Here is a 26,408-nt window from a genome sequence, read left to right on the forward strand (position 1 = left end):
GATATTTTATAGGGCATGGAGGGGCGGCTGCACCGATCCGATATGTTAACCGATGCATTCGGTCTGACGAGCTATCTCAATCAAAGAACTTCAAGTTAAACAGATGCGCTCGATCTCTTTCAGAAGCCGATGTGGAGCCGTGGTTTGATCATGATTGTAGGGAATTGCATTCAGGCCTGCTGAATTACTGTTTTGCAATGGGGGTGGAGCAGAAGCCTTGAAGAACGCCATTCTGGTTTCAAGGCAGTGGCCGCTGGGAGCAACAGTTCAAACAAAACATGCGTATGAGCGAAACACGGCTTATCATTAGCTCGAAACAAAAAAGAATTCAGAGAGCTCACTGGCCCTTGCAGATGGTAGAATTGCCGTGACGTGCCAGGGTCGCATTGTTGCCTTTAATCCAGAACTCCGTGGTACCCTTCTGGTAGCGTCCGCCATCGGCGGAGCGCAGTTGTGGCAAACGTATGATATCAGGCGACCCATTAAAAGATAACTGAACGTCGCCGGGCGATTGATCGGGCGAGGAAAAAACTGCAATGATTTCGGTTCCATCCGCGCACGAATAACGCGTTTCTATCGCCCTCGCGGAGCACATTGTAGCAATGACGATCACTGCAGCGATTGACCCTGCCCTCATGCCCGGCTTCATGTGGCTTTCCCCCGCGACTATCTCAGCCGTTGCCGTGTTCAGCGGCCCATGCAATCCCGGCCTCGACTTGTTCGATAGCCTGTTTGACAAACTGGGTTGCAGTCTCCTTGTGACCACCCTTGTTAGGTGTCGCAGCGTTCAATGACGCGAGAGCACTGCGCAAATCCTCGAGCGCTGCATCCATATTGCCTTGTTCAGCATGGGCGGTGGAACTGGTAAGTGCCACTGTCGAACCAGCAGTGGCAGCTACAGCAGCAAGAGCCAAAAACGTGCGACGGGATGCGTTCTGATGCATTGTCGTTCCTCGTTAGATATAGGTGTGGCGCCGCTTTACTTCCAAGCAGGCATAAGCATTCAATAAGTCCTCTCGGCAGCAACCGCATCCTCAGAACTGGGGATGAGATATATGTTCATTCCATGCGATCAGGTTCGGGAGCGGAAAACAAACCCTCACGCCAGGGCGAGCATTTGACTGAGCTCCAAGCGTTGCTGACTGTGAGTCAGGCTCGTCAGCATTTTAACTATTCTTGATATTTATTCCCTGATTAAAACTCTTGTCAGCTGCAGTGAGCCCCGAAACTGCGAACAATACTTTTATATTGCGAGCAGTATATCTTTTCATCCCAGGCCAAATTTCCAATTTTCCGACCTCAATCGCAAGGCGCAAAGCTGGCCAGAATATTCCAGCGCTTTTCGAATACGCCCCCAGTTATGCCGGATGGGTGAAAGGGCAAAAGCTGATTACAAGACAACCAACTCTATCGCCCCTTTCAAGCTGTCACTTACCGGGCGATGCTATTACCGGTTCGTTTTAGCAATGTATAATTGATCGGTATCGGGCTTCGCGAGGTCCAGATTAAACTTGACAATTATAATCTAGTATTTATGCACTGAAGCTAGTACCAACGTTACGATGATTGGTTTTAGAGGCTGGTTCGGCTGCGGGCATTGAAATGGAAAAAGCGAAAGCTGAGCAGCTAGAGCTCTTGTATCGAAATGAGTATCGCCGGCTCGAGCGCATAGCAATGTGCAAAGTGAGTCCGTTTAACGCTCCTGATGTCGTTCAGGACGTCTTCGCGGTTCTGTGGGCTAAAGCCAAAGCGCATGTGACGCTTTCCCCTGCTTATCTTTCGCAAGCGACTAAGTTCGCAGCGATTAGTCGGTTTCGTTCAGAGCGTCGGCGCCAGAATTTTCTGGATGGCTTGACCGAAGAGCAGTATGCAGCCCCCGTTATTCTGCCGGATCAAATCGTTGCAGCGCGCGAAGATCTCAAGCGATTAGAAAATACAATTGCATCTTTGCCTCTGCGAACGCGGCAAATCTTTCTACTCAATCGAATGCGTGGCTGTACCTACGAGGAAATTGCTGTTGGATTGGAAATATCCTACAGCACGGTTGAGCGGGAAATGGCCAAGGCAATAATGGCATGTAAACATTCGAAGTAGAATGTTGCATGGTTAAAGGATTAGGTTACTTGCTAATGGTAACATTGCCTCGGAAGTGAAGCGACTTCATGGAACGCCAAAAAATAACCGATAATCGAGATATTTCTCTTATCGAGAAAGAGGCTGTGGCATGGTTTACGCGTATCAATGGCAAACCGACGCGCAGAGAGAAACAGGATTTTGCTCAGTGGCTAGAGCTTAGTCCTCAACATTACGCAGCTTATGAAGAAGTAAGCACACTTTGGTTGGATATTGGTGCAGTTGCCAAGAACGCAGCCACGAATACCAATACTGATCTCGATCTGCCTATGAAAAAAATCGAGAATTTTCGCAGGAATAAATGGAAATCCAAGACAGGAGCCGTGATTGTCAGCGGCTTGTCGGTTTTTATTCTGGGTACATGGATGTGGGTCAATGATCCAAACATAATCCAGAACCTGACTGCTGACTATAGCACGTCCAAAGGTGAGCGTCGCCTTGTGACGTTGCAAGATGGATCAACGATCCTCATGAATGCGGATTCGGCATTTGATGCTGATATTTCATCTAATGCGCGGAGCATTCATCTTCTGCGCGGGAGCGCATATTTTACAGTTCAGAAAAACGGTGCGCCTTTTGTGGTGCGGGCTGGCAATGGTGAGGCCCGTGTTCTGGGAACACAGTTTGACGTTATCATGAACGAAAATGACAATGTCACCGTCACACTTGCGGAAGGCAGTGTTGAAGTATCAGCCATTGATGAAGCTCAAAAAGTTGTTCTCCAGCCCGGAGAAAGCGTTGAATATGACAAGGTTGGCCTTGGGAGCGTCGAGAGAGTAGACATTGCTGAGCGTATGGCATGGCATGAGGGGCGGTTGATTTTTGATAATGCGCGTCTCGGCGATGTTCTCTCTCAGATCGAACGGTATCGGGATGGCCGCATTGTTGTTCTTTCTTCTGAGCTGAAAAACAAACGCGTCAGCGGCAATATTTCTCTCGATAAGACGGCGGCCACGCTTGAAGCAATGCAAACATCTGTTGGATTTCGGATGACCAGCCTCGTCGGTAAGGTCATTCTCATAGGGCCATAAAAATAATTCAAAAAAGTTTGCTTTTTTATGAGGTCCTTCCTGCTCCACTGGCGATAGCAATGTTGAGAGTGCTACAAAAATCATTGCACGTGATCGCGCAACTGATCGCCTCTCGCACATTGTTTTGTTGAGAGGGTATGATTATGGGCAAGGCTTCAAGCCGCAGAAGATTAGTTGTTCTTCTGACATCGACGGTTTTGACTGCGACTATTACGGCTGGTGCCTTGAATGGTGCAGCATTTGCGCAGACAGCAGAACAGGCTTATCAGTTTAACGTCCCTGCCAAGCCCATTCGCCAGGCAATGAATGATATTGTTCGTGTCACAGGCATTGATGTCGTGTTTCCTGAAACTGGAGCAGCATCTGCTATGGGCCGTCCAGTTCGCGGAACAATGACGCCCCAGCAGGCTGTAGCAGCTTTGTTATCGGGAACTGGGTTATCGCATAAGTTCACGAGTGCCAAAACTGTTGCAATTTCGGACCCGACGATGGGATCTGCGCTGCAAAGCGCCCCTTCGGCCGATGGCACAACGGTTCTCAACACAATTACGGTGAGCGGTGGTCAAGGTGCATTGGGTAGCTATGATGATACCTATAAATCCGCCGGCTCTGTTGCTTACATATCGAGCGAAGAAATAGAGCAGAAGAGGGGTAGTTCCGTTGGGGATTTTATCGGCGGAATACCCGGTGTCCTCAATGGGGATAGCCGGAATTCAGGTGCGCTTGATGTCAATATTCGCGGCATGCAGGGCCAAGGCCGTGTACCAGTTATCATTGATGGCGCTTCTCAAGAACAAACAGTCTATCGCGGCTATAATGGTGCGCGGTCAGGCAGCTATGTTGATCCGGACCTGATTGGCGAAGTGGCAATCGAAAAGGGCGCAAGTTCAGGTGCTGACGCCACGGGCGCAATTGGTGGCATCGTTCGTATGCAGACGATTTCAGCGGATGACATTTTGCTTCCCGGAAAACAGTTCGGTGTACGTTTGCGCGGAGGCTTCAATAGCAATAGCGCTTCGGTGCCGGCAGTTTTCACTCAAGGCGGTATGTTGGGCGGTCGTTTTCCTGAGGGTACAACACCGGTAGTACGCGATGGCGGCAATATGGACCGGCCAGGTTTGCTTGACCCTACGGGTGGAAACGGCAGTATTGCAGGTGCTTTTACCTCCGAAAACGTCGATTTGGTTGCGGCTTATGCACGCCGTAAAAATGGCAATTATTTCTCCGGAGAACATGGCAAGGGACAACCACACTTTGTCGATCTTGGTACCGATTACGGCTACCAGACGATTGGTTACGAAGGCCTGTCTCCCTGGAAGGGTGGCGAGGAAATCCTCAATACCTCTACTGATAATAAATCACTGTTGTTTAAAGGGAATTTCCGGTTCGGTGATGATCATGCCCTTGAGCTGAGCTATATGGATTTTGATAGTACCTATGGCGAAATCATGCCGACGCGCCTTGGTACTCACACCAGTGCGGTCGGAGGGTATCAGTCGGAACTTGACAAGCTTGATCTTAAAACCTGGACAGCTCGCTATCGTTGGGACCCGGAAAGTGACTTGATTAATCTCAAGGTCGATCTATTCCGCACAGACATGGACCACCGTGCGACTAACTTACTGACTGTGAGTGGGATCACCACAGAAAGTTACAGCTGGTCTCAGACCGTTCGTGACGGTGTGACAGTTTCAAACGAAAGTAAAATCGACGTTATCCCTGGAGACTTTAAACTTGAATATGGTGGAGCCTGGCAGCATGAAAAAGTTGGCCTGCCTGATGGCTATGAAAATGATAAATGGACCATCAATCATATTGAGTTCGCGCCTCGAACGGGTTCAAGAACCCAAAAGAGTGCGTTCCTAAACTCAAATTGGGAAATCAATTCTCAATGGCAGTTGAAGACTGGTCTTCGTTATTCAGATTATAAGACTACCGACCACAACTACACTCTAAAGGCACTGACCTTTTGGCCAAATGCGACTTATGAGTTAGTGCCCGGACAGCACACGGAACGGTCGGGGCATGGCTGGTCGAAGAACATTTCGCTTAGCTGGACGCCAACCGATAGCATTCAGCTCTATGGGCGTTACTCCGATGCAATCAGATTGCCGACTATATTTGAATCAATCAAAGGCTTTTCGACGGGTCTGATGCCCGATGAACTGTTGCCAGAGCGCGCAAAGACGTTTGAAATAGGTGCAAATAAGTCTTTCGAAAATGTCATATCCGAAAATGATCTGCTTCGGACACATATTGCATATTATGATAACGATATTGATAATTATCTCACGCGTTCAAATGTGCCTTATAATATCCCCGGCGGCACAAGCGTGATCGGTTCGCTGGGCATGGTCAACCTGGAGAATGCGCGCATGTCGGGCATTGAGGTCAGTGCTGACTACGAACGTGGACCACTGTCGGCGAGACTGTCTTGGAACCATGCAATTAAGTCTCGGTTCTGTGCAAAGCCCGGCACTCTTCACAGGATTGACGATCTGTGTACTGAGGGTGGTTTTGCCAACAGTTACGCATTGCAACATGTTCCACCAAAGGACACTGTTTCGATGCAGATGACTTACAAAATGTTCGAGGAACGTCTCACCTTAGGGACACGCGTAAGCTATTACTCAAACCGTTTTGTGAAGACAAAGGTAGCATCAACGAGTGAAATTCAGCCCGGCAACTGGAATCCGTACACGCTCGTTGATGTCTTCGGCAGTTACAAGTTCAATGAATCGAAGCAAATTGATTTTGCAATCGATAACCTGACGGACCGTTACTACATGGATGCGATTAACGCCGCACTCATGCCTGGCCCCGGGCGTACGTTCAGGCTGAATATGACTGCAAAGTTCTAACGTTATATAGTGAAATATGCGGGGCATATCTGCGTTTGAAAGCAAGATTGTCCCGTATTATTATAACAACTCTCAAGAGTAGCTTACAACTGACAAGGAAAGTTTCCTGCAATCTGATTAAGATGGAATAGACGCTCATATGCGACTTGTCTCTTGTCAAGCACCTTTGAACGGCTCGATCTATTCTATAGTGTTTTCGGTATTTGTCTGGGTACCACAGCGATCATAGGTTCAACCGTTATAGCTGACTTTTTACCGCATCCTAAACACAGTCAGCGTCTATAGTGATGCATCGCCTTGTCTGGCTCTATCCCCTACTCCCAATAGCGTTGTATCCCCGGACAACTTTAAGTCGTCCGGGGATTGATTGTTTTAGCTATTGGGACTTACCACTTTACACGCAGGTCAGCCGTTTCTTTGTAGGCGTAAAACTGTCGCCAAAATGACCGAAGCTCGTATTTACTGAACCCTTACCAGAGATCGAGTATTTGTCATCGTTCCAATTATCGGAACCGTTCAACCCAGGACCACGCCAAAGGCGCTCGCTTCTGTCGGTGAAGCTCACTTCATTCACATTCATCTTCGTGCCGTTGAGGAATTCATTTTAAGTATTGGCAATGCCATAAACCGCAGAAGGGTTCGTCAAGCCTTTGGTGTTCTACTATCAATTCTGATACACGCGGCGCTCACACCAACCCGACTACGAAAGCTCCCCTCACACTCACGACTGGCATCCTTCATCAGCCCCCTCTTAGAAGGCCTCCGACGCGTATCCGCTCATAACTGGTGAGAAGACCATAACATATCATTAATATTGCCCTTGATGGCCAGTTATTCTTACTTATAAACACGCTTGCAACTCGTTAATTTCTAATGCACTTTAATTGTACAAGTCCGCAAACGATGTAAGATCATATCCATGTCAAAGTTGCAGCCACCAAGATCTCCCTCCCTCCCCCATCGCCTTATTGGCTATGCACGCGTATCGCCAACGGACAATCAGGTTCATGACACACAAATGGATGAGCTGCGCTCTGCCGGGTGCAACCGGATTTTCGAAGAGCAAGGATCTGGCACAGTGAAGGACCGCCCGGTTCTGAACAGACTACTCTCAGAACTTGCCACAGGTGACGTACTCGTCGTTGTTAGCCTTGACCGGATCGCTCTGTCGCTCGGCCATCTTCTTGAGATGCTCGAAAAGCTTGCGCAACGAGGCATCCACTTTCGATCCATCCACGATCCAATCGATACATCAACACCGCAAGGCATGTTTGCGCTGGAAATCCTGCGCTCTGTTATAGAACTTGAACGCAGACTTACGGCCGAACGATCAAAAGCCGGGATAAAGGCTGCGAAGCTACGCGGCAAGCTTCCGGGAAATCCTGGATTGCGGGAACGCAAACCAGAGGCGATCAGCGCCGTTTCACAAGCACGCGACAAGCGCTATCTTGATGAACTGCTCGCTTCAGCGCCCACATGGCTGCCTGTCGTACAGCAACTGCGCCCCACCCATGGCTGGGACAATGTGGTTGAGGTGCTTAATCGCCAAGGTCAGGACTGGACGATTGAGCGTTTACGCCGCGCCGTGCATCGTCTGGTTCGGGAGAACATGGCAGACCAAAAACTTCTTATCCGGTCCACCCGCCGCATACCGGCCAATCGGTTGATGAAACTGGTCGCTGCGATCAGGATCGCTGATCCAAAGCTATCGCTGCGCGATATCGCAGCACAGCTCGATAAACTAGGAGAGAAGCCAGTGCGTGGAGGACGCAAATGGCAACCTTCTTCTGTTCGCAATCTCCTTGATGATGCGCATCGCTTCGGCCTCATTCCCCGCTAAGCATCTCGCTGGCCGGTCAATCAGACAGACCGCACGGCCCAACCGGGCGATTTTATTGCTTAATCTTCTGCCCGGCACATCCTCTCCTGCCAGCTGGCTGTCAGGAGAGATTATATGCAAACTTTTCTTTTCGCCTGCGCGCCATACTTTACTTAAACAGAAGAAAATCAGCGCAGTGGGAAGAGAGACATGTCTTATCAAAAATCCTTGAAGGGGGCTGCCCTCGCATTCTCCATTTTCGCCAGTGCGACAGCGATGTTCGCGGGTATGGCTCAAGCACAGGTCGTGGTTTCGTCCAAAATCGACACCGAAGGTGGTGTTCTGGGCAACATCATTCTCTTGATGCTCAACGCCAACGGCATTGAAACCACAGATCGAATCCAACTTGGTGCAACGCCCGTTGTGCGTCAGGCTATCACGGCGGGCGAAATCGACATTTATCCGGAATATACCGGCAATGCTGCTTTCTTCTTCAACAAGGCGGATGATCCCCTCTGGAAAGACCCTGCCAAAGCTTTTGAGACGGCAAAAAAGCTGGATTACGATGCCAATAAAATTGTCTGGCTTGCCCAATCGCCTGCCAACAACACGTGGGGCATAGCCATTCGCAAAGATGTGGCGGACGCAGGCAAACTCGCAAGCCTCAGCGATTTTGGGAAATATGCCGTTGATGGCGGCAAGGTGGTGCTTGCGGCATCGTCCGAATTTGTAAACTCACCGGCAGCTTTGCCCGCCTTTCAGACGGCCTATGCGTTTACTCTCAAGCCCGACCAGTTGATTACGCTTTCGGGAGGTGACACGGCAGCAACGATTGCAGCCGCAGCCAACCAGACCAGTGGTGCCAATGCTGCCATGGTTTATGGAACAGATGGCGGTATCGCGCCTTCCGGCCTTGTTGTTCTTGAAGACGACAAGCATGTGCAGCCAGTCTATCAGCCAGCGCCGATTATTCGCGAAGAGGTTTTGAAAAAGAACCCGAAAATTGAAGAGCTTTTAAAGCCGGTCTTTGAAAAGCTCGATCTCACCACGCTTCAGGATTTGAATGGTCGCGTGCAGCTTGGTGGCGAACCTGCAAAAGCTGTCGCGGAGGATTTCCTCAAAAAAAATGGCTTCATTCAATGAGGCTTCACGCCGACAGGACCGCGTAATTTTGTCAGACATCATCACGGAAGATCGGTCTGCCTATCACGGCAGATCGCATGTCTTTGACAAGCTTGGGCTGGCGTTCGCTCTTTTGAGCGGAGCAAGTTTTGCTTTGCCTTTTGCTCTTTTTCGAGCCAATCGCATTGTGCAGGGCGAGGGGCAATATCTGCTCGATGCTTTACCGACTATGGCTTCCGCATTGCTTGTTGTAGCCATCGTGCTTGGTATGATTGTTGCGACTTTTGTCCGTCGGCCAGCGCTCAGGCTTGTGGCGAGTAGTGTTTCGCTTGCAGTTCTGCTCGTGATGATTGGCGTGTCCGCATCTTATCTCTCACCTGATGGCAACACTTATGCACGCGTGTCGCCAGCGTCGGGTTTCTGGCTGCTGCTTTTCGCGAGCGCTCTTTATGTTGCCGACAGTCTCGTGCGTCTTAACGTGCGCCCGTCGTTGCGCATAGGATTGCTGCTTATAGCAACGCTTCTTTTTGCAATGTTATTGGGTTCCGGGCTCTGGGACGATATTTCTTTCATAAAGGAATATCAAAGCCGCGCAGACAGCTTCTGGAACGAAGCTCAACGTCATGTCGCTCTGGCGCTGGGATCGCTGATTGCGGCAACCATCATTGGCATTCCCATCGGTCTGATCTGCTATCGACTGCCACGCGTTCGGGCCTCGGTTCTCAACAGCCTTAACATCGTCCAGACAATTCCCTCCATGGCGCTTTTTGGCCTGTTGATCGCACCAATGGGTTGGCTTGCCGTTCAATTTCCCTGGGCCGCGCAGCTCGGCATTCGCGGCATTGGAGCAGCACCGGCCTTCGTGGCACTGTTTCTCTATTCGCTTCTGCCTATCGTCGCCAATACGGTTTCCGGCCTCACCAATGTGCCTGACGCCCTAACAGACGCTGCGCGCGGCATGGGCATGACACGGCTGCAACGTCTGTTCAAAACGGAGTTTCCCTTGGCCTTTCCGGTTATCCTCACCGGCATCCGCATCGTGATGGTGCAGAATATCGGGCTGACGACCATTGCCGCCCTGATTGGCGGCGGTGGATTTGGTGTGTTTGTTTTTCAGGGCATCGGACAGACCGCCATGGATCTGGTGCTGCTGGGCGCGCTCCCGACAGTTCTGCTGGCCTTTGCCGCGGGCGTCATTCTTGACGCCGTTATTCAGATCGCCAGAGGGCAGACCGCATGATCGAATTCGACCAGATAACCAAACGCTACAATGGCCGTGCGGCGGTTGATAATGTGAACTTCACGGTCGAGCCGCGCAGCATTGCAGTCATTGTAGGAACATCAGGTTCTGGTAAAACGACATTGCTGCGCATGGTCAATCGGCTCGTAGAGCCCGATGCAGGTGAAATCCGCATTGATGGCAGAAGCAATCACGATAAACCCGGCCATGAACTACGCCGGCGTATCGGTTATGTCATCCAGCAACATGGACTTTTTCCGCATCGGTCTGTTGCGAGCAATATCGGCACGGTTCCCGCGCTGCTTGGCTGGACAAAAAGCCGTACTAACGCCCGTATCGATGAATTGCTCGATCTGTTTCAGCTCGAACCCAGCGACTATCGCGATCGTTATCCGCACGAGCTTTCCGGCGGTCAGGCGCAGCGTGTCGGCGTTGCACGCGCCCTTGCAGCAGGACCGAATATTTTGCTGATGGATGAACCTTTCGGTGCACTGGACCCAGTCATCCGGACCAAAGCGCAGGAAGACCTCAAAGCCATTCAAAAACGGCTCGGGACGACTATTCTGCTGGTGACCCACGATATGGAAGAAGCCATTTCACTTGGCGATCATATTGCGGTGATGGATGAAGGCAAGCTGCTGCAATATGGCACTCCGGCAGAAATTCTCGCGCATCCTGCAACGGAATTCGTCGAAAAGCTCGTCGGCACTGGCGAGCGGCCTTTCCGGTTACTGTCCCTGGCGAACCTCAAAACTGTGCTTCAATCGGGTGAAGCTTCGGGCGCGCCCATTGTCGTCAGCGCATCGCAGCGCGACGCTCTCGCAGAGCTTTTGTGGTCAGGAAGAAGTGCACTGCCGGTTCAGGATTATGATGGCAGGCTATTGGGCCGCGTGACGCTGGAAAAGCTTCTCCATCAGGCCGAGCGCCCCGCATGAAACTGGCTTTGTCACTCACGCCTCGTTTATTGCTTTTGCTGGTGTTACTGCTGTTTCTCTCGCAGCCGCATCTGTTCGAACCGCTGTTGCGACCACTTGTGAGTGAAGGAACGCCAGTCATTTATGATCGTGCAAACCTGATGACGCTGACACTTCAGCATGTGGGGCTTGTTGCGGCTGCAACATTCGCATCCGCTTTGATTGCCATTGCAATGGCAATCGCCGTCACCCGCTCATGGGGAGCCGAGTTTTTGCCGCTATCGCGGAGCCTCGTGAATATCGGGCAAACATTTCCGCCCGTTGCGGTGCTGGCACTCTCAGTTCCGATTTTTGGCTTTGGGGACAAGCCAACGCTGATTGCACTGTTTCTTTATGGAATGCTTCCGATATTCGAAAACACACTAACCGGCCTGACGACGCTGCCCTCGCCCGTTGTGGAAGCTGCCCGCGGCATGGGTATGACGAACAGCCAGCGCCTTGTGAAGATCGAAATCCCGCTGGCAAGCCCGGTTATTCTTGCGGGCATCAGGCTGTCCGCGGTCATCGGGCTTGCAACGGCGACCATCGGCTCGACAGTCGCTGCAAAAACGCTTGGTGAAGTGATTATCGCAGGACTGATCTCCAACAACATCGCTTTTGTGCTGCAAGGCGGTATGGTCGTTGCGGCACTTGCAATTCTGATTTTCGACGCCTTTCAGGCCATCGAACACTATCTTTTAAAGCGAATGAGGCAATGACGCTTCGATATATGTTTTTCCTTAGGCAAAGAAATAAATTAGAAGATAGGTAATTTAAGACTTTTCCTTCGCAGGAAAAGCTATAATTCTCCAAACTCAATGACGACGTCAGGTAAAGAATGCGCATTGGTTGCCCGGGCGCGCCCGTGACGACACGGTATTGCGACCACCGGCATTAACCAACAATCGCCATCGACAAGAAGCCGCCATGGCGCGAGCCATGCGCAGACAACGGAGCATTGTCACCCATAACTCTCTTTGCTGATTAAGAGATCAGGGATGACTGGACACATCGCCTCGCGAACCTGGCTCCACTTTACAGTCGCAAAAATCCTGCCGCTTCAAATTTTGAGTTCAGGAAAGAGAAAGAATTCTATTGTTTCGGCAAAGACAGCACGATTTCAACGTTTGTATTGATCAACAATCTTCGTGAAATCAATGAATGGACATCAGAAGTCCTCAAAGACAGACAGAGCGACCTGCCTGGTAGATTCTACAAGCATTGGGAACTGAAATGATCAATGTCGAGTTTCGGCTCCCCTACTCCCCTCACCTGCCCTCAAAATTTCCATCAACTGAAATCATTGACTTAAATCTTGGGGCACTATCTCCCTAATCAGAGAAGCCGTCGAAATAGGAATGTCTGATGCCTGACTTAAAATCCAAGAAAACCTATATTGCTACTGCCGCAACCGTATTCCTTGCACTATCTATGCAGCCATCATTTGCTTCAAGTGATGATGCCTGGAAAGAATTCCAGCAGGATGTGAAGAAAGCATGCACGAAAGCCGCCAGCGCAAATATGAAGGTTAAAGCGACCAAGGTCGATCCGTTTGGCTCCGAGACATATGGCTATGCCATTATCAATGGCTTTGAAAAGGGCAACAAAACTGAGCAACAGGTTATCTGTGTCTATGACAAGAAGTCTAAAAAAGTTGAGATCAGCGGCTTCTTCAAAAAGTAGTCCGAGACCAATTCATCTCAGACATCAAAGCTTCTGAGAGATCAGGAGCTTTTTTATTACCCCTTTCCTGCTCTTCATTTTATATTATTGAAAACACTGCCAATTCGCGATTTCTGCCGGCTAATCCCATCAGTTTGTGTCATTCATAGAACGAGCTCACACTCTATCTCTAAGCATTTTCACAAGGAGATAAATTGATGCAATTTATAGTCGGAAACCAGGGTACTTTAGAAAATTTTCATTACTCAAAAGCTGGATTTCAACACGAGATCAGCTTTAACCGTGCGCATGTTTTCTCAAAAAACTTATATGATGGCGGCAAAAAATCACGCAGAAGATCATGATTTCAGTTTATACAGCGGACGTGGTCTGGAGTGTTACTAAATCATTCAAAGACATTGAAGAGATCGAGCGTGGAACTGCTAAGACGTTGGCTAAAGCTGTTAATGCCGGCGAACAAAACGCCACTGTTATGTTGTGCAACATTAAACCAGAAGATTTTATGGATTATATCAATCACGAATTCGAGCATAATCAGCCGATATCGGTCTACAGTCATTTTGCGATCTCAATGATGGCTTTCACGATTGCAGTAATTCTATCTGAGGTCTTTGGCTTTATTATTGGGCAGACACTCGGTTGACTTGGGAAATCACGCTTATCAGAAAAATGGAGAGCGTTCCTTCTCCCAATCTTCTCCTACTCGTTCGTAATTGCGATTGGATTAGGCGATCATCGATAATCTGTGACAGAAACTAAGTCGTACAAACCGTTGTCAGCCGTACAAATTGAATTTACTTATATAGAACAATTAGTTGATGATAACCCGTTAAATTTCAATGATCCAACCGTTTCAATTTCACACAACTAACGAAATTGCGTTAACCTTCTGTTAACCTTAAAGTTGTTGCGAGGATTTCGGAATCGGTTCATACAGTATCGATAATTTACTTATGTGAACAAAATAATCGCTACTCAAGGGTTTCGACAATGGATATCGCTTCATCACTGAAACAGCATTTCGCTAAGACGATCTTAGCGCAAGGTGAAGAAATCTCAAGTCGTCTGGATAACCTGCGTCAGCGTAAGTTTCCTCCTCACGCTCAGAAAAATTTACGCCAATTTTCGATCGCTGAAGTTTCAAACTTCATCGGCGTATCTCAAAGCTATATCAAGAAATTACATCTTGAAGGTAAAGGCGGCGTTGAGCCTGAAACCTCGGCAACTGGTCGGCGTTCTTACACAGCTCAACAGATGCACGATCTTCAAAATTATCTTGAGCGCTCACCTCGCCGCAGACCTGGTGATCCTTTGAAGGTTATATCTGTAGTCAATTTTAAAGGTGGTAGCGGCAAGACGACTACTGCTGCTCACTTAGCCCAACACCTGGCGCTGACTGGTCACAGAACTCTTGCTATAGATCTCGATCCACAGGCTTCTCTGACTGCTCTGCACGGCATCCAGCCAGAACTTGACCGCAATCTTTCTTATTATGACAGCCTGCGATATGATGACGAACGAAAACATCTTTCAGAAGTCATACAGAAAACCAACTTCCCACTACTCGACATCGTTCCTGCAAATTTGGAACTGCAAGAATACGAGTATGATACCCCGCTTGCTATGCAACAGAATCCTGCTGCAGGCAGAACCTTCTATACCCGTATCGGGGAAACGCTTGCCGAAGTTGACGACCAATATGATGTCGTCGTTATCGATTGCCCTCCGCAGCTTGGTTATCTGACGCTGACTGCTTTGACAGCATCAACATCAGTTTTGATCACGGTTCATCCGCAGATGCTCGACCTCATGTCCATGAGCCAGTTTCTGCTTATGCTCGGCGGCATTCTGACAACGATTGAATCAGCTGGTGTCAAAGTTGAACTGGATTGGTTCTCATATCTCGTCACTCGTTTTGAGCCTACTGATATTCCGCAGGCGCAGATGGTTGGCTTCATGCAGTCTATGTTTGTTGAGCAGATGCTGAAGAATTCAATGGTAAAATCGACAGCTGTATCGGATGCAGGTCTCACTAAGCAGACAATGTATGAAGTCGAAAGAAGCTCAATGACGCGCTCTACCTATGATCGCGCAATGGAATCTCTTGAAGCTGTCAATTCAGAAATCACACATCAAATCCACAAATCCTGGGGTCGTAGTTGATTGTCAGCCGTACACTTTCCAAAACGGCAATGAAAACAACTAACTGAAGCGAAATGGATATAAAAATGGCACGCAAAGACATCTTCTTAGACCTCACCTCTCCTGCTCCGGAGCGCGATAAGGAAAGTGGATCTTCTAACTATGCGATGCGGGGTGCCACCAAATCCATGCTTTCGTCTATTGGTGAATTATCAGCGCAGGCAGCTCGTGCAGACAGGCTTCTGGAAGGTGCATCTGTTGTCGAACTTGATCCAAACCTCGTTGACACTTCGTTTGTGTCTGACCGCATGTCTGGAAGTGATGAAGCCTACACCGAACTCCTCGAAGCTATTCGTGAACGCGGACAAGACACCCCAATTTTAGTTCGTCCTCATCCTGAAGACGAGAACCGCTATATGGTTGTCTTTGGGCATCGCCGTTTACGTGTTGCTAAAGAACTCGGAAAGCCTGTTAAAGCTGTCATCAAGAAGCTGGATGATGCCGTTCATGTAATCGCACAGGGACAAGAAAACTCTGCACGAGACAACCTGTCTTTCATTGAAAAGGCCGTCTTTGCTCAAAAGCTTATCGATCTCGGATATGAACGTGAAGTTGTCCAAGCCGCTCTTTCGACCGACAACCCAATGCTTACCCGCATGCTGTCAGTAACTAAACGGGTTCCAGCTTCCATCATCGAAGCTATCGGATCAGCAAAGAATGTAGGCCGTGATCGTTGGATTGATTTCGGAGCGCAGTATGAGAAGGCAGGGGAGGGGTGCCTTGGCGACTTAATCACTTTACCTGAATTCACTGCAATTGAGCAATCAGATGACAAATTCTCAAAGGCTTATGCGCTTCTAAAAGCCGCGAACAAGCCCGCTCCGAAAAAGAAGAGACTGGAGACTGCGGCAAAGTCCTGGAGATCCAAAGATTCATCAGTTGCGTTCTCGATGAATCGGAAGCCTAAGAAGACATCAATCGAGCTAACTGACGCAAATGCAGGAGAGTTCGGTGACTTTATATCTACCCGTTTGGACTCTCTGTTTGATGAGTTTGAGCAAATGAAAAAGACACGAACCGGAGACTAAACCGCAAAAGAAAAAAGCCCCCAAGACGTTTCCGTCGTGAGAGCCTTTCAAAAGTCTAAGCACCTTCTGAATCGCATTTCTCAGAAACTTTGTCAATGATTTTAACGACATTTTTGGCGTGCTGGACTCTTTTGCCTAAATTTAGAGGGCAAGGAAATGCAAATTCTGGAGGCTGTCACGGCTGCATTACGCAGTCGAATGACTCAACGCGTCTCGACATCTGAGCCATCAGGTGAGGGCATAAAGAAATGGGAACTGTATCGGCATCTCTGCATCGCAAAGGCTGACTACAGCCTGAACGACCGTTGTCTGACTGTTCTCAATTCTCTGCTGTCATTCCTTTCCGATGACACAATCACATCGAAATCAAAGCTCGTTGTTTTTCCATCCAACAAGCTGATTTCGCAGCGCGCGCATATGATGCCTGAATCCACATTACGTAGACATCTGACATCATTGATCGCCGTAGGTATTATCACACGCAAAGACAGTCCAAACTTTAAGAGATACGCGTACAAGAGCAGGGAAGGGGAGGTCGAGCTGGCATTCGGTTTCGATTTCTCACCGTTCTTTGCAATGGCATCTGAAATTAAATCTGCAGCAGACCGCATTCTTGATGAACAGAGAGTTGTGAAGCGCTTGCGTGATGAAATCTCGATCACAGCAAGAGAGATGGCAAAAAGCTTCACAGATGCCGCGGTAGACGGCTCTGACAGCCGTTATATGCAATTCCGCGATGTCGTGAATTCAATCCCTAGAAAGGCTTCTCTGAATCAATTGAAGGCGATTAAGGCTAATCTCGAAGCCGTTTTTTCAGAATTGGCTATCGCACTGAAAAATATCAATAATGCTAAAGAAATGAGCGGCAATGGTGCTCAAATTGAGCGGCATATAGAGTCCCTTACTGAACCCCTTTTAGAAGAAAAAGATGATTTTTTAAACGTGAAAGAGATGACATCTGAAGCTGCTGATCAGAAATCGGATGTCTCAAAAGCTGGAACCATTCCTCTCGATCTCGTTCTCAGAGCTTGTCCCGATATCAGTGCTTATTCGCCAAATGGCATGAGAAATTGGCGTGATCTCATTGATGTCTCAAAGCTGGTCTCCAGATTTCTTGGGATTTCGCAAGCTGCTTATAACGATGCTGTCCGTATTTGGGGCATTGAGAGCGCTTCAGCTGTGATCGCTAGCATTCTGCAGAAAAACAGTGAGATCGCTTGTGCTGGTGGGTATTTGCGGTCGTTAGTAGGGAAGGCCAGGGCAGGAGGCTTTTCGGTGAGTAATATGATAATGGGAAGCTTGAGAAGTCGATCATATCAATGATTGTGGATTTCCACCCAGAAGTTAGCCGGAGGGGGTGCGGACGAAAACTTGGAGTATCAGGGAGGTAGTTCATGTATTCCTACGAAGACCGGATGCGAGCCGTTACGCTTTATATCAAGCTGGGCAAGCGTGCGAAGGCCACTATTCGCCAGTTGGGCTATCCAAGCAAGAATGCTTTGAAGGGCTGGTACCTGGAATATGAGCACCATCTTGATCTGCGTTTAGGATTTGCACATCGAACCCCCAGATTCCCACAGGCGCAGAAGGAAGCGGCTGTTGAGCACTACCGCACGCATGGTCGTTGTGTTTCTGCAACGATGCGCCCTTTGCTCAATTACCAATTGTCTTCAAACAGTTACAGGACATTATGCTTCGTCGCCCCGGCGGAGATCGCGAGATGGCTTATATACTGGCATTGGTGTTGCAACACGATGAGCAGGCCGTACTTACGGCTGTGGAACTAGCTCTTTGCGAAGGTGTCGCAACCAAAACCCATGTGCTCAATCTGTTGCATCGACTGATTGATGGCAAGACAAGCAACGGACTAGACCTCGACACTTCGCAGGCATTGAACTTAAAGCACGAGAAGCCAATGTTGAACGGTATGCTAAGACGTATATCCGAGCCCCTTTAATGTTCAGAGGCCTTAATGACGTCGCCAATTTGATCCGAAGAAATTTATCTTTGGGCGAGAAAGGCCTATTCAGTTACAGAACATAACTGTCAAGCTGCCCGCTTGAAGACGCTTCCCTACTCCATTTTTGCCGGAACAGTCTACGTATTACTTATCGAGTTTATCAACTTCGACGCCGAGAGAGTTGGATAATGCTTTTTTTCCATTAATAGGCATCATCTTTAAGCCCGTATTGATTGCTTCTTGCCACGCCTCACCACGTTCCCAAGCTTCATGGAAGGCGTTGGAAAGAAGATCACTCTGCCGTGTTTCTACGAGAGCCTCTGAGAGCAGAGCGGCCTGCGTCAGGTCTTTATCCCGTTTTGCACGTCCGAGGCCATCCAGTCGGCGCCTGGATGCCACGATAAGTTTATGGACAGCATATCGCTCAGGGGCTGGAACGTTGACACTTACGCCCTCCCGATGCAGCAGAACGGTCCTGACAGGTTCGTAGATCAGATAATCAAGAAACCGAAGGTTTTCAGCCGAGGCACCGCCAAGCGCGGGCATGGGGGAGGGTTTGCCAGTGTAGTTACTGGATCCACGGTTGCTCGTCAGGAACTCGACGCGGTAGTTTACCGAGTTTTTGAATGCGACCACCTTAGCTTTGTCGGCTTGGTGCGGGATCGAACGAAATGTCTCATCAATTGATTGCAGAACTTCCAGGATCGGCGGCAGGCTGTCCTGAACCTCCGCCGAGATCGCGAAGTCTTGTGCGAAATCTGCATCACCGGTCTGCATCACAGAATTTGGAAGACGGACGCCAAGCATTCCAGAATAGCAGCTGAATGCCACCGAGCCAATTAACACCGCGCGGAGACGGAAGAGACCAGCATCGGCCAAAGCCTTCGTGACATCACCGGCGAACCGATCGGGAGAGGCCATGCCACCGCTGCGTAGCAGCATCCCGACGAGCCGCCGCCGTTCCCGGATGTTATCCTTTATTTCCTTGTGTTGGCCTACACGTCGGGTAATCTCGTTATCGGTTTCCGGTCCGACGTAGCGCCGCTTATCGCCCTCGTCAGTTGGATATTCAAAATACCAGTAATTCCGGCCTTTGACGGGGACAGAGACAAACCGCCCATCCAGCGAAAAGTCTGCCTCAAATTGAGCATCAAATGTCCGCTGCGCGAGTTCTGCGAATGCAGTGCGATACACCAAGTCGATTTGCTTCATTTGCCAGCCACCTCCGTTATAAGGAAATCACCAATCTCTTATAACGAAAATTATAAGGAAAATGCAAATTCCTTATAACGCTCATGCGGTACTGGTGTAAGTGCATGACTGCGAGTGCCTATTTGCGTTTGCTTCAATTGAAAAGAATATCATGGCAGCTGGCGGCAAGCCAAAACGGTAATGAAACAATTAACTGAAGCGAAATAGATATAAAAATGGCACGCAAAGACATCTTCTTAGACCTCACCGCTCCTGCTCCAGAGCGCGATAAAGAAAGTGGATCCTCTAACTATGCGATCCGGGGTGCCACCAAATCCATGCTTTCGTCTATTGGTGAATTATCAGCGCAGGCAGCTCGTGCAGACAGGCCTCTGGAAGGTGCATCTGTTGTCGAACTTGATACAAACCTCGTGGACACTTCGTTTGTGTCTGACCGCATGTCTGGAAGTGATGAAGCCTACACCGAACTCCTCGAAGCTGTTCGTGAACGCGGACAAGACACCCCAATTTTAGTTCGTCCTCATCCTGAAGACGGGAACCGCTATATGGCTGTCTTTGGGCATTGCCGTTTACGTGTTGCTAAAGAACTCGGAAATGCATTCTTCCAAAGAGAGGCGAGGCTACCCCGCACGTCAAAACTTCATGATTTTGGAAAAGCGGTTGTGTTGCAAAAATTTGATTTGTTTTGAGTTCCTGAGTTACAAGTTGGCCACACACCGAATTTATGGGATGCAGGTACAGATATATTATATTCCGCGTCAGTACCAAAGAGGTGAATATATGGCTCGTTCGAAAGACGTCGTCTTCACGATGAAACTCGAAAATGAACTTCATGATGCGTTTATGGCAGCTGCCGATGCTGAAGACCGCCCTGCTTCGCAAATTGTTCGCGAATTTATGCGCCGATTTGTAGCGGAGCGTAAGCTTGCAGCGGAACTTACTTCAGTCACGCCTGAGTATAGGGAATTTCTAGAAGCTAAGGTTATGAAAGCTCGCTCTCAGATGAAAGAGGGTTTAGGCGTGCCAAACGCTGAAGTTTCGGCTCATTTTGCTAAGATGCGGGAACAGCTTGCGTGACAGTTTATTGGCTTCCGGAAGCCATAATTGACCGCCAAGAGATATTTGACTACGTTTCAACTCGTAATCCTGCATCGGCTATTGGGTTAGATAATCGTTTTGAGAAGGCCGCTAAAGATCTTGAGTTCTTTCCTGACATGGGTGCACCCGGCATAATGCGGTACTCAGGAGCTCTATCCCCACGCGAACTATCGGCTCGTTTATGAAGTTCAGGGATCTGACGTCTTCATTCAGGCAGTCGTACACCGGGCACGTCAGTGGCCGCCGATTAGTCGGGGTTAGCTGACTTAGCCAAAGTCTTTGGAAATCGCTTGGTGGCTAATTCACCTAGCGCTTTCCAATCGACATCGGATGGTGGCTCCTTCGTCCTGTCGTCAGATGTTTTTTGGGCATAGTACGTGAGTGATAAGTCACGCATGGCAAGCATAGGACACGGAGAAGATGACAAATCATAGCATTGGCGTCGACATTTCCAATTCCCATCTGGACGTTTAAAAGAGAACCGCCCAATATGGGCATGGGCGGTATAGCACCCGCACAGAAACTGAGAATGGCTACGTGAATTCCATCCAAAAGCCCCATTAAATGAGTGGGCGCTGCAGTTAACCGGGGCTTGATTACCGCCATGAAACGTCGAGATTTTTTGTTCGGAGCCGCCGCCATTGGCGTGACGGCTCCCTTACTGTCGAAGGCCGCCATTTCACCGCTGCACGCCGCACCGGCCGCGCCGCAGAATGCCAGGATTGCCCGGTTAGCGATTTTTCCGGCCATCGGCTTTTCGCGGGTCGGTAATTCGCCGCAATGGTTTGCCGCGCCGGAAGTGCCCGGTTTGCTTGATGAACCGGAAGGCGGGTTTAAAGATGACGCGGGTCGGCTGAAAAAACAGGTCCAGCGCTTCCGCATCTTTGCTTATGACGATCAAGGTCGCGTTATTCGCGCGCTTGGAGCCGCTGATGGCATTGAGTGGAGTGTGCATGTCGCCAACAGCAAGGCTGCTTGGTATGGATTTTCCAATGCGCTGGACCGGGACAGTGATGCGCCCGGCATTGCCGAACCGTTGCGCAATGCACCGGTCCCGATGGATCAGCGTGCCGGCATGCTGATTATTGATCCTGGTGTGGTGACAATTGCGGGTCCGTCCCGCAATACCGCCGGTGATGATGCCACCTGTCGTATGGCGGGTAGATTCTGGCAGCGCATGGATGTTACGCTCGGCCATTTGCGCACCGATGATAATGCCAATTTGCTGGTCTTTCCGGGTGATGGTGTGTCGCGCACTGCTATCGAACAAAACCCGGTCCGCGATTTTACTAATAATGATGGCTGGCATGATGACTGGTGTGATGGCTGGGTTAAGGCCAGCGTAGTAATTGACGGTGTGCGGCATGATTGCGACCCGGCCTGGGTGGTGAGTTGCGGACCGAAATTTGCGCCGCAGCTGGAGCCTATTGTAACGCTCTATGATGCGGCGCGCAGCGCCATGGAAAAGCTCGGCCAGATGGAGCCGCCTGCCGACCGTGTGTCGTTCCGGCGCGATGTATATCCGATCCTGCGCCGCACAGGCAGCCTGCAATGGGTGGCAGCAGCCTCCTTCCTGGGGGCTGCCTGGACCGACATCGAGGACCTATCCGACCTTGGCGTGCTGGGCCGGCTTAATCAGGCGACCCCGGCGGCTCAACAAGAGCGCGAAAAAGTGGTTGCTGCGTTTCGCAAGCCGGGCGGTGAGGACCGCCGCCCTGATGCTCTGCCCAAAATGCTTGGCGATGGCGTCAATTACCCTGACAGCGCCCATGCCTGGCTGACGCTGACCAATAGCCAGTACCACACGCTCGAACTTTGGGCGGCTGGCAATTTCGACGATGATCTCGATGATGCGAAGGCCAATGCTGTACTCCGCATTGACGATTTGCCGATCGAGTTGCAGCCGGAGGCACTGACCCGCGCCGCGTTGGATGCCTGCTCGGGCGGCGCCTTTCATCCGGGGGTCGAGATCACCTGGCCGATCCGTCATCCGGAACTCTATCTTGGTCGCAATGAAACACCATTGCCATTCCGGATCGCCATTTCGTCGCGCCCCGGCCTGGTGCAAAATCTTGGCCTGCAGCTCAATCCCGTCAATGTGTTCGCCGGCAATGCTGCGGCGCCGCACGATGGGGCACCTATTGGTGCGCAGGCTCCCGGCGATCTCACCCGCTGGATGGGCGTGCCCTGGCAGGGCGATGCGTTCAGCTGTCAGGCAGTGCAGACCGCCGATGGTTTCCCCACCCCGGTGTGGTGGCCAGCCCTGTTGCCGGTCGATGTGCTACCCGAAGCTTTCTATCGCCAGTTGATGCGCAGCGATCTCAGTGATGAGGCGCGGCTGCGTTTTTATCATAGCCGGGTGGCCTGGGCGCGCGGGGCGTCCGGCATCGGCCTGCACGTTGAGGCCGGTTATACCGATGGCCTGCGCCGCATGATCGAATTGTGGACGCGCATGGGTGTATTGGTGCGCCGCCCTGGTCCGGCCGGACTGCCGGGCGTGCCGGAAAATCTCTATGTAGAAGTGCAGCGCGGATCCATGGATGTTTATGCCGGCAAATAGCACCAGGCAGGCACGAGGTTGATGGCATCGGTCATTGTCGCGGGTGACGGGGTCGCTGGTATGACCGCTGCGCGCTGGTTGCAGCTGCAAGGCGTTGCGGTCACGCTTATCGCACAATCGGGCAAAATTATCAGTCGTGGCGAGACCCTGTCGCCGCGCGCCCTGCCGCTTCTGCGGCGGTTGGGCTGGGATACGCTGCTTACGCCGTCACGGGCACTCGCGAACGAGGGACGGTTTTCGGTATGGGGCGATGATAAACTGCGCAAAGCCGATCTATCCGGCGAAGGGACGAGTTACCATATTGACCGGGCAGGGCTGGAAATGCAGATGGCGAAGGGACTTGCCAGTGTTGAGCGCTGCCACAGCAGCATCCAGTCGATCCGGCACGAGCCGGAGGGCGTGACTTTGCGGCTTGCCAATGGTGAAATCCACCGGGCTACCGTGCTGATCGATTGTAGCGGTCGTGCCGCGCTCAGTAGTGGAGACCGGGCTAACCGCCGCCGTCTCGACCGGCTGGTGGCACTGTGGCGGGTTTTGCCCGTGGCCGATGACGTGGACATGGCACCGGTCACTCTGGTGGAAGCAACGCCATCCGGCTGGTGCTATTCCGCTCCCATGCCCGGCCAGCGTCTCATCCTTGCGGCTTTTACTGATACGGATCTGGTTCCTTCCGGCGCAGGCCGCACGGCGCGCCCATGGAAGGCACTGCTGGCAGATGCACCTTCGACGCTGCAGAGGCTGGCCAGCCTTGCCACCGATCTGGATGATCTGCCGCCGTCGCTGGCAGCGGCCTCGACGGTTATTTGTGAAAGGCTGCTGGAAGGCCGTATCATCCGGGCTGGCGATGCGGCAGCGGCTTTTGATCCACTGGCTGCCAATGGACTGGTAACGGCATTTTGGAGCGGCATGCAGGCGGCCGATGCAGCAATTGCCCTGCTCAACGGCGACGAGACCGCTGCACAGCGTTATGAGGCGGCTTTTCTCAATGGACTGGCCACCACGCTGATGACGGGTCAATCGCTCTATGCAAACGAGCGGCGTTTCAACGATCAGCCATTCTGGGCCAGGCGGCACTGACTGTTGAATGCCACCACCATTCGAGAGTGGAGAGTACTCGTCATAGGGCGCTGTTACAAAATGGCTCTGCTGGGATGGACGCTCCACGGACGGCCTTGATGTGGCAAAATAGGTTTCTTAAGCACGGTGTTGTCACGTTAAGTTTCTTTGGCCGGAAATCTCAGCGGCTCGTAGATCTTCAGGCGACACAGGCCGCAAGTTTCGTGCGATCTGAGGTCCGAACCTGGCGATCCAACGACGAACTGTTTCGTTTGACACGTCAATGCCGCGCTCCGCCATCATTTCCTTCAGACTGCGAAGGCACCTATTATAAACCAGATATCATCGAACACACAGCAGGATGACAGATTTATCAAAATGGAGACCCTTGAACATCCAAAATACTCAGCTGATCAAGAGCCAGAATACTATCACCTCATCCATTGACGGAAAGTCTGAAACACAACCGTTGGAAGTTGAGTATAGATATCTATTGAAAATGTATCTTCAAAACATAACATCACTCTGACTCAGCGCGAGGCTTCATGGCACCGGTCATCAGAGCAACTGCATCCGACATCGAATATTCTTTTGGATCCACCACCGTCAATCTACGACCAAGACGATGAATATGGATGCGATCAGCGACTTCAAACACATGCGGCATGTTGTGTGAAATCAGAACAATCGGCATGCCACGCGCTTTCACATCCTGAATAAGCTCCAGAACGCGACGAGATTCCTTCACACCAAGCGCTGCGGTTGGCTCATCCATAATAACAACCTTGGAGCCAAAGGCTGCAGCGCGTGCGACAGCAACACCCTGACGCTGACCACCTGACAGTGTCTCAACCGCCTGACCAATATTTTGAATGGTCGTCAGACCAAGTTCGGAAAGCTTCTCACGCGCGATCTTTTCCATTGCGCCACGATCCAGCATACGCAGCAATGAGCCAAGTGGACCTTTACGGCGAATTTCACGCCCGAGAAACAAATTATCCGCGATGGAAAGTGCCGGAGAAAGAGCAAGGTTCTGATAGACAGTCTCGATACCCGCTTTGCGCGCTTCCATTGGCGAATGAAAATTAATTGGTTTTCCGTCAAGCATGATCTCGCCCTCGTCAGGGCGTACAGCACCTGACAAAGCTTTGATAAGCGACGATTTACCTGCGCCATTGTCACCGATGACGGCGAGCACTTCGCCCGGATAAAGGTCAAAATCGGCATGATCAAGAGCGGTGACGCGTCCATAGCGTTTGACAAGACCACGTGCAGAAAGAACAGGCGTAACGGAGGTTTTCATGCGGCAGCCTTTCTAATCCACTGGTCGATAGCAACGGCAGCGATAATAAGAACGCCAATCAGCAAATAGGTCCATTGCGGATCAGTTCCCCACAGGCGTAAGCCGAGTGAGAAGACGCCAACAATCAGCGCGCCAAACATCGTGCCGAGGATGGACCCGCGTCCACCGAAAAGCGAAATCCCGCCGATCACCACGGCTGTGATAGATTCGATATTCGCAAACTGCCCGGCGGTCGGCGAGACAGAGCCGAGCCGTCCGATCATAGCCCAGCCAGCCAGTGCGCAGATGAGACCCGCCAATATATAGACCGACATCAGGATTGGTTTTACGGAAACGCCCGATAGTTTCGCCGCTTCCGGATCGTCGCCTATGGCATAGACGTGGCGTCCCCAAGCCGTATGGTTGAGAACAAACCACAGCAACAAAACCAGCAAAACCATGGCAATAACACCATAGGTGAAGACCGCACCACCAACGCGAATACTCTCACCGAAGAATTGCAGTATCGGAGCTTGCGCAGTGATTTCCTGTGCGCGAATGGTTTCATTCGACGAATAAAGGAAATTGGTCGCCAGAATGACTTGCCACATACCGAGAGTCACAATGAAGGGCGGCAGTCGGACATAAGCAATCAAAAATCCATTGATAAAGCCGCAAAGCGCGCCTGTTGCGAAACCAAAGAGAATGGAAAGTTCAGCTGGCAAACCATAGCGGAACGTAAATTGCCCCATCACGACAGAAGACAACACCATGATCGCACCAACAGACAAATCGATGCCCGCAGTCAGGATCACCAAAGTCTGTGCCGTTGCGATGATACCTGTAATCGCAACCTGCTGAAGAATGAGCGTTAATGCAAAAGCTGAAAAGAATTTTCCGCCAAGCGTAATGCCAAAAATAAGCAAGGAAATAACAAGCACAATCAATGGCACAGCTGCTGGATTGTGATGCAGGAAATGCCGCAGGCGATAGAGAACAGAGTGATCGCCAGCATCGAAAGATGCGACATCGCGCACGCTTTCAGACAGCGACTTCTCATATTCTTGCATTGATGGTTTTACGGAGGTGTTTGTCGCCTGAGGCTCACTCATGTCTATCTCCTGCTTAATTGCGCAAGAGCATCCGGCAAAAACTGCCGGATGCATTC

Annotated in this window: 24 protein-coding genes and 3 pseudogenes; 21 read left to right on the plus strand and 6 right to left on the minus strand. The window is 50.6% G+C overall.

Annotated elements, in window-relative coordinates:
• Positions 1-337: 337 nt before the first annotated feature.
• The gene (locus J2782_RS20175; protein ID WP_310015772.1) at positions 338-649 is read right to left on the minus strand and encodes an MliC family protein; all 312 of its coding nucleotides are present in this window, start codon (positions 647-649) and stop codon (positions 338-340) included.
• 22 nt (positions 650-671) lie between these two features.
• Entirely contained in the window at positions 672-944 is a 273-nt protein-coding gene (locus tag J2782_RS20180) for a hypothetical protein (RefSeq protein WP_310015773.1), read from the minus strand.
• 658 nt (positions 945-1,602) lie between these two features.
• Here J2782_RS20180 and J2782_RS20185 point away from each other — a divergent pair.
• The 15 genes and pseudogenes from J2782_RS20185 to J2782_RS20255 form a co-directional block, all read left to right on the plus strand.
• A complete protein-coding gene (locus tag J2782_RS20185; protein ID WP_310015775.1) occupies positions 1,603-2,094 on the plus strand; it encodes an RNA polymerase sigma factor in 492 nt (163 codons plus the stop codon).
• A 68-nt stretch (positions 2,095-2,162) separates the two neighbouring features.
• Complete coding sequence (locus tag J2782_RS20190; protein ID WP_310015777.1) at positions 2,163-3,164, plus strand: FecR family protein; 1,002 nt, start codon at positions 2,163-2,165, stop codon at positions 3,162-3,164.
• Positions 3,165-3,307: 143 nt separating this feature from the next.
• Positions 3,308-6,025: a TonB-dependent receptor gene (locus tag J2782_RS20195; protein ID WP_310015779.1), complete on the plus strand. Its 2,718-nt coding sequence runs from the start codon at positions 3,308-3,310 to the stop codon at positions 6,023-6,025.
• Between the two features lie 919 nt (positions 6,026-6,944).
• Positions 6,945-7,865: a recombinase family protein gene (locus J2782_RS20200; RefSeq protein WP_310015781.1), complete on the plus strand. Its 921-nt coding sequence runs from the start codon at positions 6,945-6,947 to the stop codon at positions 7,863-7,865.
• 189 nt (positions 7,866-8,054) lie between these two features.
• Positions 8,055-8,987: a glycine betaine ABC transporter substrate-binding protein OsmF gene (osmF, locus tag J2782_RS20205; protein WP_310015783.1), complete on the plus strand. Its 933-nt coding sequence runs from the start codon at positions 8,055-8,057 to the stop codon at positions 8,985-8,987.
• Complete coding sequence (locus tag J2782_RS20210) at positions 8,971-10,206, plus strand: ABC transporter permease (protein ID WP_310015785.1); 1,236 nt, start codon at positions 8,971-8,973, stop codon at positions 10,204-10,206. The genes osmF and J2782_RS20210 overlap by 17 nt, the downstream gene beginning before the upstream one ends.
• A complete protein-coding gene (locus J2782_RS20215) occupies positions 10,203-11,141 on the plus strand; it encodes an ABC transporter ATP-binding protein (RefSeq protein WP_310015787.1) in 939 nt (312 codons plus the stop codon). The genes J2782_RS20210 and J2782_RS20215 overlap by 4 nt, the downstream gene beginning before the upstream one ends.
• Positions 11,138-11,878 carry an ABC transporter permease gene (locus J2782_RS20220; RefSeq protein WP_310015789.1) on the plus strand — a complete coding sequence of 247 codons (741 nt, stop codon included), beginning with the start codon at positions 11,138-11,140 and terminating at the stop codon, positions 11,876-11,878. Before J2782_RS20215 ends, J2782_RS20220 begins: the two co-directional genes overlap by 4 nt.
• Positions 11,879-12,150: 272 nt before the next feature.
• A complete protein-coding gene (locus J2782_RS22920; protein ID WP_404989691.1) occupies positions 12,151-12,396 on the plus strand; it encodes a GmrSD restriction endonuclease domain-containing protein in 246 nt (81 codons plus the stop codon).
• Positions 12,397-12,524: 128 nt separating this feature from the next.
• A complete protein-coding gene (locus J2782_RS20225) occupies positions 12,525-12,842 on the plus strand; it encodes a hypothetical protein (RefSeq protein WP_310015791.1) in 318 nt (105 codons plus the stop codon).
• Between the two features lie 340 nt (positions 12,843-13,182).
• Complete coding sequence (locus J2782_RS20230) at positions 13,183-13,485, plus strand: hypothetical protein (protein WP_310015793.1); 303 nt, start codon at positions 13,183-13,185, stop codon at positions 13,483-13,485.
• Between the two features lie 347 nt (positions 13,486-13,832).
• Positions 13,833-15,005, plus strand: a complete 1,173-nt coding sequence (gene repA, locus J2782_RS20235; protein WP_310015794.1) for a plasmid partitioning protein RepA — start codon at positions 13,833-13,835, stop codon at positions 15,003-15,005.
• Between the two features lie 65 nt (positions 15,006-15,070).
• A complete protein-coding gene (gene repB / locus J2782_RS20240; protein WP_310015796.1) occupies positions 15,071-16,072 on the plus strand; it encodes a plasmid partitioning protein RepB in 1,002 nt (333 codons plus the stop codon).
• Between the two features lie 156 nt (positions 16,073-16,228).
• Positions 16,229-17,395 (plus strand): plasmid replication protein RepC, encoded by a 1,167-nt coding sequence (repC, locus tag J2782_RS20245; protein ID WP_310015798.1) that lies wholly within the window; start codon positions 16,229-16,231, stop codon positions 17,393-17,395.
• A gap of 313 nt (positions 17,396-17,708) precedes the next feature.
• Positions 17,709-18,115 (plus strand): annotated as a pseudogene (locus tag J2782_RS20255) (hypothetical protein); the annotation flags it as partial.
• A 61-nt stretch (positions 18,116-18,176) separates the two neighbouring features.
• Here J2782_RS20255 and J2782_RS20260 read toward each other — a convergent pair.
• The gene (locus J2782_RS20260) at positions 18,177-19,244 is read right to left on the minus strand and encodes a nucleotidyltransferase family protein (protein ID WP_310015800.1); all 1,068 of its coding nucleotides are present in this window, start codon (positions 19,242-19,244) and stop codon (positions 18,177-18,179) included.
• A gap of 215 nt (positions 19,245-19,459) precedes the next feature.
• Here J2782_RS20260 and J2782_RS20265 point away from each other — a divergent pair, with 215 nt between their 5' ends.
• From J2782_RS20265 to J2782_RS20280, 6 genes and pseudogenes are all read left to right on the plus strand, one after another.
• Complete coding sequence (locus J2782_RS20265) at positions 19,460-19,933, plus strand: ParB N-terminal domain-containing protein (protein WP_310015802.1); 474 nt, start codon at positions 19,460-19,462, stop codon at positions 19,931-19,933.
• Positions 19,934-20,024: 91 nt separating this feature from the next.
• The gene (locus J2782_RS20270; protein WP_310015803.1) at positions 20,025-20,321 is read left to right on the plus strand and encodes an antitoxin of toxin-antitoxin stability system; all 297 of its coding nucleotides are present in this window, start codon (positions 20,025-20,027) and stop codon (positions 20,319-20,321) included.
• Positions 20,318-20,527 carry a type II toxin-antitoxin system RelE/ParE family toxin gene (locus J2782_RS22930; protein WP_404989688.1) on the plus strand — a complete coding sequence of 70 codons (210 nt, stop codon included), beginning with the start codon at positions 20,318-20,320 and terminating at the stop codon, positions 20,525-20,527. The genes J2782_RS20270 and J2782_RS22930 overlap by 4 nt, the downstream gene beginning before the upstream one ends.
• A pseudogene (locus tag J2782_RS22935) lies at positions 20,508-20,603 on the plus strand (hypothetical protein); the annotation flags it as partial. The gene J2782_RS22930 and the pseudogene J2782_RS22935, both read left to right, overlap by 20 nt.
• 343 nt (positions 20,604-20,946) lie before the next feature.
• A complete protein-coding gene (gene goxA / locus J2782_RS20275; protein ID WP_310015806.1) occupies positions 20,947-22,902 on the plus strand; it encodes a CTQ-dependent glycine oxidase GoxA in 1,956 nt (651 codons plus the stop codon).
• A gap of 21 nt (positions 22,903-22,923) precedes the next feature.
• Entirely contained in the window at positions 22,924-23,979 is a 1,056-nt protein-coding gene (locus J2782_RS20280) for an NAD(P)/FAD-dependent oxidoreductase (RefSeq protein WP_310015808.1), read from the plus strand.
• A 207-nt stretch (positions 23,980-24,186) separates the two neighbouring features.
• On the opposite strand, the pseudogene J2782_RS20285 reads toward J2782_RS20280, so the two are convergent.
• From J2782_RS20285 to J2782_RS20295, 3 genes and pseudogenes are all read right to left on the minus strand, one after another.
• Positions 24,187-24,297: pseudogene (locus tag J2782_RS20285) on the minus strand (IS6 family transposase); the annotation flags it as partial.
• Positions 24,298-24,478: 181 nt separating this feature from the next.
• On the minus strand, positions 24,479-25,261 hold the full coding sequence (locus tag J2782_RS20290) for an ATP-binding cassette domain-containing protein (RefSeq protein ID WP_310015810.1): 783 nt from the start codon (positions 25,259-25,261) through the stop codon (positions 24,479-24,481).
• A complete protein-coding gene (locus J2782_RS20295) occupies positions 25,258-26,352 on the minus strand; it encodes an ABC transporter permease (protein WP_310015812.1) in 1,095 nt (364 codons plus the stop codon). The genes J2782_RS20290 and J2782_RS20295 overlap by 4 nt, the downstream gene beginning before the upstream one ends.
• Positions 26,353-26,408: the final 56 nt, after the last annotated feature.

The organism is Brucella pseudogrignonensis (assembly GCF_031454375.1).
Lineage (GTDB): Bacteria > Pseudomonadota > Alphaproteobacteria > Rhizobiales > Rhizobiaceae > Brucella > Brucella pseudogrignonensis_A.

Excerpts from the sequence above, each read along its gene's own strand:
- J2782_RS20230 (WP_310015793.1), top strand. The coding sequence starts at position 13,183 with ATGATTTCAGTTTATACAGCGGACGTGGTCTGGAGTGTTACTAAATCA.
- J2782_RS20270 (WP_310015803.1), top strand. The coding sequence starts at position 20,025 with ATGGCTCGTTCGAAAGACGTCGTCTTCACGATGAAACTCGAAAATGAA.
- J2782_RS20190 (WP_310015777.1), top strand. The coding sequence starts at position 2,163 with ATGGAACGCCAAAAAATAACCGATAATCGAGATATTTCTCTTATCGAG.
- goxA (WP_310015806.1), top strand. The coding sequence starts at position 20,947 with ATGAAACGTCGAGATTTTTTGTTCGGAGCCGCCGCCATTGGCGTGACG.
- J2782_RS20290 (WP_310015810.1), bottom strand. The coding sequence starts at position 25,261 with ATGAAAACCTCCGTTACGCCTGTTCTTTCTGCACGTGGTCTTGTCAAA.
- J2782_RS20180 (WP_310015773.1), bottom strand. The coding sequence starts at position 944 with ATGCATCAGAACGCATCCCGTCGCACGTTTTTGGCTCTTGCTGCTGTA.
- J2782_RS20225 (WP_310015791.1), top strand. The coding sequence starts at position 12,525 with ATGCCTGACTTAAAATCCAAGAAAACCTATATTGCTACTGCCGCAACC.
- J2782_RS20200 (WP_310015781.1), top strand. The coding sequence starts at position 6,945 with ATGTCAAAGTTGCAGCCACCAAGATCTCCCTCCCTCCCCCATCGCCTT.
- J2782_RS20195 (WP_310015779.1), top strand. The coding sequence starts at position 3,308 with ATGGGCAAGGCTTCAAGCCGCAGAAGATTAGTTGTTCTTCTGACATCG.
- repC (WP_310015798.1), top strand. The coding sequence starts at position 16,229 with ATGCAAATTCTGGAGGCTGTCACGGCTGCATTACGCAGTCGAATGACT.
- J2782_RS20265 (WP_310015802.1), top strand. The coding sequence starts at position 19,460 with ATGGCACGCAAAGACATCTTCTTAGACCTCACCGCTCCTGCTCCAGAG.
- J2782_RS20280 (WP_310015808.1), top strand. The coding sequence starts at position 22,924 with ATGGCATCGGTCATTGTCGCGGGTGACGGGGTCGCTGGTATGACCGCT.
- osmF (WP_310015783.1), top strand. The coding sequence starts at position 8,055 with ATGTCTTATCAAAAATCCTTGAAGGGGGCTGCCCTCGCATTCTCCATT.
- J2782_RS20220 (WP_310015789.1), top strand. The coding sequence starts at position 11,138 with ATGAAACTGGCTTTGTCACTCACGCCTCGTTTATTGCTTTTGCTGGTG.
- repB (WP_310015796.1), top strand. The coding sequence starts at position 15,071 with ATGGCACGCAAAGACATCTTCTTAGACCTCACCTCTCCTGCTCCGGAG.
- J2782_RS20295 (WP_310015812.1), bottom strand. The coding sequence starts at position 26,352 with ATGAGTGAGCCTCAGGCGACAAACACCTCCGTAAAACCATCAATGCAA.
- J2782_RS20210 (WP_310015785.1), top strand. The coding sequence starts at position 8,971 with ATGGCTTCATTCAATGAGGCTTCACGCCGACAGGACCGCGTAATTTTG.
- J2782_RS20185 (WP_310015775.1), top strand. The coding sequence starts at position 1,603 with ATGGAAAAAGCGAAAGCTGAGCAGCTAGAGCTCTTGTATCGAAATGAG.
- J2782_RS20260 (WP_310015800.1), bottom strand. The coding sequence starts at position 19,244 with ATGAAGCAAATCGACTTGGTGTATCGCACTGCATTCGCAGAACTCGCG.
- J2782_RS20175 (WP_310015772.1), bottom strand. The coding sequence starts at position 649 with ATGAAGCCGGGCATGAGGGCAGGGTCAATCGCTGCAGTGATCGTCATT.
- repA (WP_310015794.1), top strand. The coding sequence starts at position 13,833 with ATGGATATCGCTTCATCACTGAAACAGCATTTCGCTAAGACGATCTTA.
- J2782_RS20215 (WP_310015787.1), top strand. The coding sequence starts at position 10,203 with ATGATCGAATTCGACCAGATAACCAAACGCTACAATGGCCGTGCGGCG.